The 6,308-nt window shown below is 67.8% G+C and carries 4 protein-coding genes; 2 read left to right on the top strand and 2 right to left on the bottom strand.

The features are described from left to right. Positions 1-189: 189 nt before the first annotated feature. Both AC1D0P_RS20015 and AC1D0P_RS20010 read right to left on the bottom strand, forming a co-directional pair. A complete protein-coding gene (locus AC1D0P_RS20015; RefSeq protein WP_477678356.1) occupies positions 190-675 on the bottom strand; it encodes a cyanophycin metabolism-associated DUF1854 family protein in 486 nt (161 codons plus the stop codon). A gap of 14 nt (positions 676-689) precedes the next feature. Beyond that, complete coding sequence (locus AC1D0P_RS20010; protein WP_477678355.1) at positions 690-3,032, bottom strand: cyanophycin metabolism-associated ABC transporter; 2,343 nt, start codon at positions 3,030-3,032, stop codon at positions 690-692. Between the two features lie 317 nt (positions 3,033-3,349). Here AC1D0P_RS20010 and AC1D0P_RS20005 point away from each other — a divergent pair, with 317 nt between their 5' ends. Together AC1D0P_RS20005 and AC1D0P_RS20000 are read left to right on the top strand one after the other, a co-directional pair. Then, entirely contained in the window at positions 3,350-5,563 is a 2,214-nt protein-coding gene (locus AC1D0P_RS20005) for a cyanophycin synthetase (protein WP_477678354.1), read from the top strand. Further along, positions 5,563-6,308: cyanophycin synthetase family protein (locus tag AC1D0P_RS20000; RefSeq protein WP_477678353.1), on the top strand; the 746-nt coding region annotated here is incomplete at its 3' end. The genes AC1D0P_RS20005 and AC1D0P_RS20000, both read left to right, overlap by 1 nt.

The raw sequence follows: 6,308 nt of genomic DNA, 5'->3' as shown, positions 1-6,308 counted from the left end.
GAGTTTAGCCGGACCCCGCTTGGCTCGAGCACCGCAGGTTGCCCGTAGCGAAGCGTAGGGACCCAGACTGCGGGTCGCCTTTTCTTTGGTGACTTTCTTTTGGCGAAGCAAAAGAAAGTTACTTGCTGCCGGGCAACCCCCGGCCAGCAACCCTCAGCAGAGGGCGCACTAGCCGGGGCAAGAACCGACCTAAAGAAACCTCTCCAGCAACCGCCGAGAAGCCCGATCCAGCGCAGTCATATCACGAACGCTGTATTGCACGCCCTGGCTGCCGGCAATCAGCAAGCCCGTCCGCGCCAAGCGACGAATGTCCTCCTCACCCTTGAGGATGAAAGAGGTCTCCCCCCGATCAGTCTCAACAGTCCAGACGCTGGGCGTACCAAAGCTGGAAACACTTTTAAGCCGCGTGATCTCAGGCACAAAATCCCGCAACGCAAGTTCTTCCTCAAGCAGCGCACGCGCAGCCGGCGCCACGGCCTGCAGGCTGTCAACCCAGGCGACCTCGTGGCCCTCGGTGTTGACCAACGAAATACCTTCGTCGGGCGCGGCGATGGGAAAGGCCCGCACCGGCACCACGCCGGCATGCGTCTGGCCGCCCACATCGGTGAACACCAGGCGGCCCGAGGCGTCGCGCACCAGCTGGAGAGCGGAGGAGATGGAAGTGAAATCAGTCATGACAGGTCCCGGGCTCATGCGTTGTCAACGTGATGCGCGGCGTGGGCGATCTGCGAGGTGGCCAGCGCGATGCGGCCTTCCTCGGCTTCCTCACCGCCTTCTTCGTTGTCCACCTGGCGCGCCTGGGCTTCGTAGAGCCGCCAGTAGTGGCCCTGCTTGGCCATCAATTCGTCATGCGGTCCGACTTCGACCACCTGGCCGCGGTCCATCACCACCAGGCGGTCTGCCTTTCGCAGTGTCGAGAGGCGGTGGGCAATCGCGATCGTGGTGCGGCCCTGCACCAGGTTGTCGAGCGCGCGCTGTATCTCTTTTTCGGTCTCGGTGTCCACCGAGGACGTGGCCTCGTCGAGGATCAGGATGCGCGGGTCTATCAGCAACGCGCGCGCGATCGAGATGCGCTGGCGTTCGCCGCCTGACAGGCCCTGGCCGCGTTCGCCGACCAGCGAGTCGTAGCCCTGCGGCAGGCGCAGGATGAACTCATGCGCATGGGCGGCGCGCGCGGCGGCCACGATCTCGGCGCGCGTGGCGCCGGGCTTGCCGTAGGCGATGTTCTCGGCAATCGTGCCGAAGAACAGGAAGGGCTCCTGCAGCACCAGGCCGATGTGGCGGCGGTAGTCGGCCACGCCGAAGCGGCGTATGTCGGTGCCATCCACGCTGATGGCACCGTCGCTCACGTCGTAGAAGCGGCAGATCAGGTTCACCAGCGTGCTCTTGCCCGAGCCGCTGTGGCCCACCAGCCCAATCATCTCGCCGGGCCGTATCTGCAGGTCCAGCCCGCGGATGACCGAGCGGTTGCCGTAGCGAAAGCCCAGGTTCTTCAGGTCGCTGCGGCCTTCGAGCTTGCCGATCTTCACCGGGTTGGCGGTTTCCGGCACGTTGGAGACGTGGTCCAGGATGTCGAAGATGCGCTTCGCGCCGGCCGCGGCTTTTTGCGTGACCGAGACAATGCGGCTCATGGAATCGAGCCGGCCGTAAAAACGGCCGATGTAGGCGATAAATGCCGTCAGCACACCGACCGTGATCTGCTGCCTGGACACCAGCCAGATGCCGAAAGCCCAGACCACCAGCAGTCCCACCTCGGTCAGCAGCGAGACGGTGGGCGTGAACAGCGACCAGGTCTTGTTGAGCTTGTCGTTGACCGCCAGGTTGTGCTGGTTGACCTCGCGAAAGCGCTGGGCCTCGCGCTTTTCCTGGGCGAAAGCTTTCACCACGCGGATGCCCGGAATCGTGTCGGCCAGCACATTGGTCACGTCCGACCAGACGCGGTCGATTTTTTCAAAACCGGTGCGCAGCTTGTCGCGCACCACGTGGATCATCCAGCCGATAAAGGGCAGCGGCAGCAGCGTCACCACCGCCAGCCAGGGGTTGATGGAGAACAGGATGACCGCGGTCATCACGATCATCAGCACGTCGGTCGCGAAATCCAGCGCGTGCAGCGACAAAAACACGCAGATGCGGTCGGTTTCCGAGCCAATGCGCGACATCAGGTCGCCGGTGCGCTTGCCGCCGAAGTAGTCCAGCGACAGCTCCAGCAGGTGGTCGAAGGTGGCGGTGCGCAGGTCGGCGCCTATGCGCTCGGACACCAGCGCCAGCAGGTAGGTGCGCGCCCAGTTCAGCGCCCAGCCCAGCACGGCCGCGCCCAGCAGGCCGCCCAGCAGCGCGCCGACCTTCCAGGGCTCAATCCGCTGGCCGTTCTGGAAGGGGATCAGGATGTCGTCCATCAGCGGGATGGTCAGGTAGGGCGGCACCAGCGTGGCGGCGGTGGAGGCCAGCGTCAGTAGAAACCCGGCCAGCAGCTGGTGGCGGTAAGGGTGGGCAAAACGCCAGAGGCGCAGCAGCACCCAGGTCGAGGGCGGCGTGTGCAGTTCGCGGGCGCAGGCCGGGCACTCCTCGCTGTCCGGCGGCAGCGGCAGGTCGCATTCGGGGCACAGGGCGGTCTCGTCGGCCGGGGGCGCCTCGGCCAGACCCTGAGCGGCCTGCTGCTGGGCAAACAGCCGCACCAGGCGCAGCGCCTGCACATTGGCGCCCAGCGTGAAGCGCCAGCCGGCCAGGCGAATGCCTGCCTGGTGCAGCTCCAGCGTGCCCACGCCGGCATGGTCGAAATGGCGCAGCGACAGGCCGGCCAGCCCCTTGCCGGCCGCGTCCACCGTGGGCCAGGCGGCCCAGTCGCCGCCAGGGGCGCGGGCCAGCAGGCGGCGGTCGGTCAGGGCCAGCAAGCCCTGGGCGAAACGAAGTTGGCTGTCCAGGTCAACCGTAAGCGTACACAGAACGTTTTCCTGGGTTGCAAGTTGTGAGCGAAGCCCCGCCAAAGCGGGGTCGGTAAGGCTGGAGTCGTCTGCCGGGTGTTTGTGTTGCATTGTGTTGGTGAATTCTTGGCGTCCCGCATCTGGCGCGGCTGGGTTTTCGCAGGTCTTGGTCTTCGCGCGTGGGGAACCCGAACAGGGGATTTTCGCCGAATGCAGCCCGGAACGACAAAATTGACCCTCAATCCCCGAAAATGGCGAAACCGTCTACCGATCCCAGGCGACGGCCCTGTTCGCGATAAGAACAAATACATAACGAGACACACGGGGATCCACCGGAGCCTTCACAGGCCCCACACTGAAATTCATCGGCCGGGACCAGGCCTCGCACCGACGGGTGCGGCGCCTGCCTGCCGACCATGTTGAAACCAATGAGCCCTCAGGACGACATCAAGCTGCTGCGCATCAACTACCTGCGCGGTCCCAACATCTGGACTTACCGGGCCGTGCTTGAGGTCTGGCTGGACCTCGGAACTCTCGAAGACTTCCCCTCCAACGACCTCCCCGGCTTCAACGACCGCCTGGTCGCCCTGTTGCCGGCCCTGCTCGAACACCACTGCGGCGTGGGCGAGCGCGGCGGCTTCATCCAGCGCCTGCGCGAAGGCACCTGGTCCGGCCACGTGCTGGAGCACGTGGTGATCGAGCTGCTCAACCTGGCCGACATGCCCACCGGCTTCGGCCAGACACGCAGCACCTCGCAGCGCGGCGTCTACCGCATGGTGTTCCGCGCGCGCGACGAGCAGGTCGCCCGCACCGCGCTGGCCGAAGGCCACCGCCTGCTGATGGCCGCCATCAACGGCACGCCCTACGGCCCCGCCGACGTGCAGGCCGCCGTCGAGAAAATCCGCGCCAAGGTCGACGACTGCTACCTCGGGCCCAGCACCGCTTCCATCGTGGCCGCCRCCACCGACCGCCGCATCCCCCACATCCGCCTGAACGACGGCAACCTGGTGCAGCTGGGCTACGGCGCCAGCCAGCGCCGCATCTGGACGGCCGAGACCGACCTCACCAGCGCCATCGCCGAAGGCATCGCCCACGACAAGGACCTCACCAAAAGCCTGCTCGCCACCTGCGGCGTGCCGGTGCCCGAAGGCCAGATCGTCGCCACGCCCGAAGAGGCCTGGGAAGCCGCCGAAGACATCGGCCTGCCGGTGGTCGTCAAGCCCTCCGACGGCAACCACGGCCGCGGCGTCGCGCTGGACCTTAAAACCCGCGCCGAAGTCGAGGCCGCCTTCACCGTGGCCGCCCGGCACGGCAGCGAAGTCATGGTCGAGCGCTTTGTGCGCGGCCATGAGCACCGCCTGCTGGTGGTCGGCGGYCGCGTGGTCGCCGCTGCGCGCGGTGAAGCCGCCTGGGTCACCGGCGACGGCAACGCCACCGTCGCCCAGTTGGTCGACGCCCAGCTCAACACCGACCCGCGCCGCGGCGTCGGCGAAGACTTCCCGCTGGGCCGCATCAACGCCGCCGAAGACGGCGCCGTCATCCTTGATTTGCAGCGCCAGGGCCTGGCGCCCGACAGCGTGCCCGCCGCCGGCCGCGAAGTGCTGATCCAGCGCAACGGCAACGTCGCCATCGACTGCACCGACGCCGTGCACCCCGAGGTCGACCACGTCGTCTCCCTGGCCGCCCGCGTGGTCGGCCTGGACATCGCCGGCGTCGACGTGGTCGCGCAGGACATTTCCCGCCCCTTGCATGAACAAGGCGGCGCCATCGTCGAGGTCAACGCCGGCCCCGGCCTCTTGATGCACCTCAAGCCCGCCGAGGGCGCGCCGCGCCCCGTGGGCCGCGCCATCTGCGACCACCTGTTCCCGCACGGCGCCGATGCCGACGCCGGCACCGACGGCCGCATCCCCATCGTCGGCATCGCCGGCTCCGGCGGCAATTACCGCGTCGCCCGGCTGGTGGCCTGGCTGCTGCACCTGTCGGGCCGGCACACCGGCCTGGCCTGCCAGGCCGGCCTCTTCCTCGACCAGCGCTGCGTGGACGCCTCCGACTGCGCCAACTGGGAAGCCGGCCAGCGCCTCTTGATCAACCGCGCGGTGCAGGCCGCCGTTTTTGAAAACGGCGCCGACACGATTTTGCGCACCGGTTTGCCTTACGACAAATGCCAGGTCGGCGTGGTCACCGATTTAGGCGGCGCGCAAGGCCTGGCCGAATTCGACATCACCGAAGACGATCAGATGTTCAAGGTCATGCGCTCGCAGGTCGACGTGGTGTTGCCCGGCGGCGCCGCCGTGCTCAATGCCGCAGACCCGCGCATCGCCGGGATGGCCGAGCTCTGCGACGGCGAGGTGATCTTCTACAGCGTCGACCCCAAGGCCCCCGCCCTGGCGGCGCATTGCGCCCAGGGCGGCCGCGCCCTCTTTATCCGGCAAGACCAGGTGGTGCTGGCCACCGGCGCCAGCGAGGCCTTTTTGCCCGGCCTCGGCAAGCTGGGCGCCTGGCGCGAACGCCGCGGCCTCACCGAAGACGCCCTGCTGGCCGCCATAGGCGCGGCCTGGGCGCTCGGCATTTCGCTCAACCTCATAGGCGCCGGCATGGAAGCCTTTGAAACCACCCCTAAAACCGCCGGGAGTGCCGAATAATGGAAGTGTCCCGCATCCGCGCCCTGCGCGGGCCCAACCTCTGGAGCCGCCACACCGCGCTCGAAGCCATCGTCGCCTGCACTGCCGTCGAATGCAACATCGCCGGCCTGCCCGGCTTCGAAGCCCGTGCGCGCGCGCTGTTCCCCGGCATGGGCGCGCTGCGCCAGACCGGCCACGCCGGCGCGCTGTCGCTGGCCCATGTACTTGAAGCCGCCGCGCTCGAGCTGCAGGCCGCCGCCGGCTGCCCCATCACCTTCAGCCACACGGCCGCCACCGTCGAGGCCGGCACCTACCAGGTCGTCGTCGAATACAGCGAAGAAGCCGTCGGCCGCCTGGCCTTTGAACTGGCCCAGGCCCTGATCCACGCCGCCCTGCGCGACACCGCCTTCGACCTTGACGCCGCCATCGCCCAGCTGCGCGACCTCGACGAGGACGAGCGCCTGGGCCCCAGCACCGGCGCCATCGTCGACGCCGCCGTCGCGCGCGGCATTCCTTATCGCCGCCTCACCAAAGGCAGCATGGTGCAGTTCGGCTGGGGCGCCAAACAGCGGCGCATCCAGGCCGCCGAAGTCGATTCCACCAGCGCCGTCGCCGAATCCATCGCGCAAGACAAGGACCTCACCAAAAAGCTGCTGCGCGCCGCCGGCGTGCCGGTGCCGCTGGGCCGCCCCGTCACCGACCCCGACGACGCCTGGGCCGCCGCCCGGCAGGTCGGCCTGCCCGTGGTCGTCAAGCCGCAGGATGG

Source organism: Polaromonas sp. P1_G2, assembly GCF_056405515.1.
Note: the sequence above shows the minus strand (reverse complement) of the source record. Positions and strands in the feature narration are given on the sequence as shown.

Bases quoted from the DNA above. Each gene is read 5' to 3' on its own strand.
- AC1D0P_RS20010 (WP_477678355.1), bottom strand. From the start codon at position 3,032: ATGCAACACAAACACCCGGCAGACGACTCCAGCCTTACCGACCCCGCT.
- AC1D0P_RS20015 (WP_477678356.1), bottom strand. From the start codon at position 675: ATGACTGATTTCACTTCCATCTCCTCCGCTCTCCAGCTGGTGCGCGAC.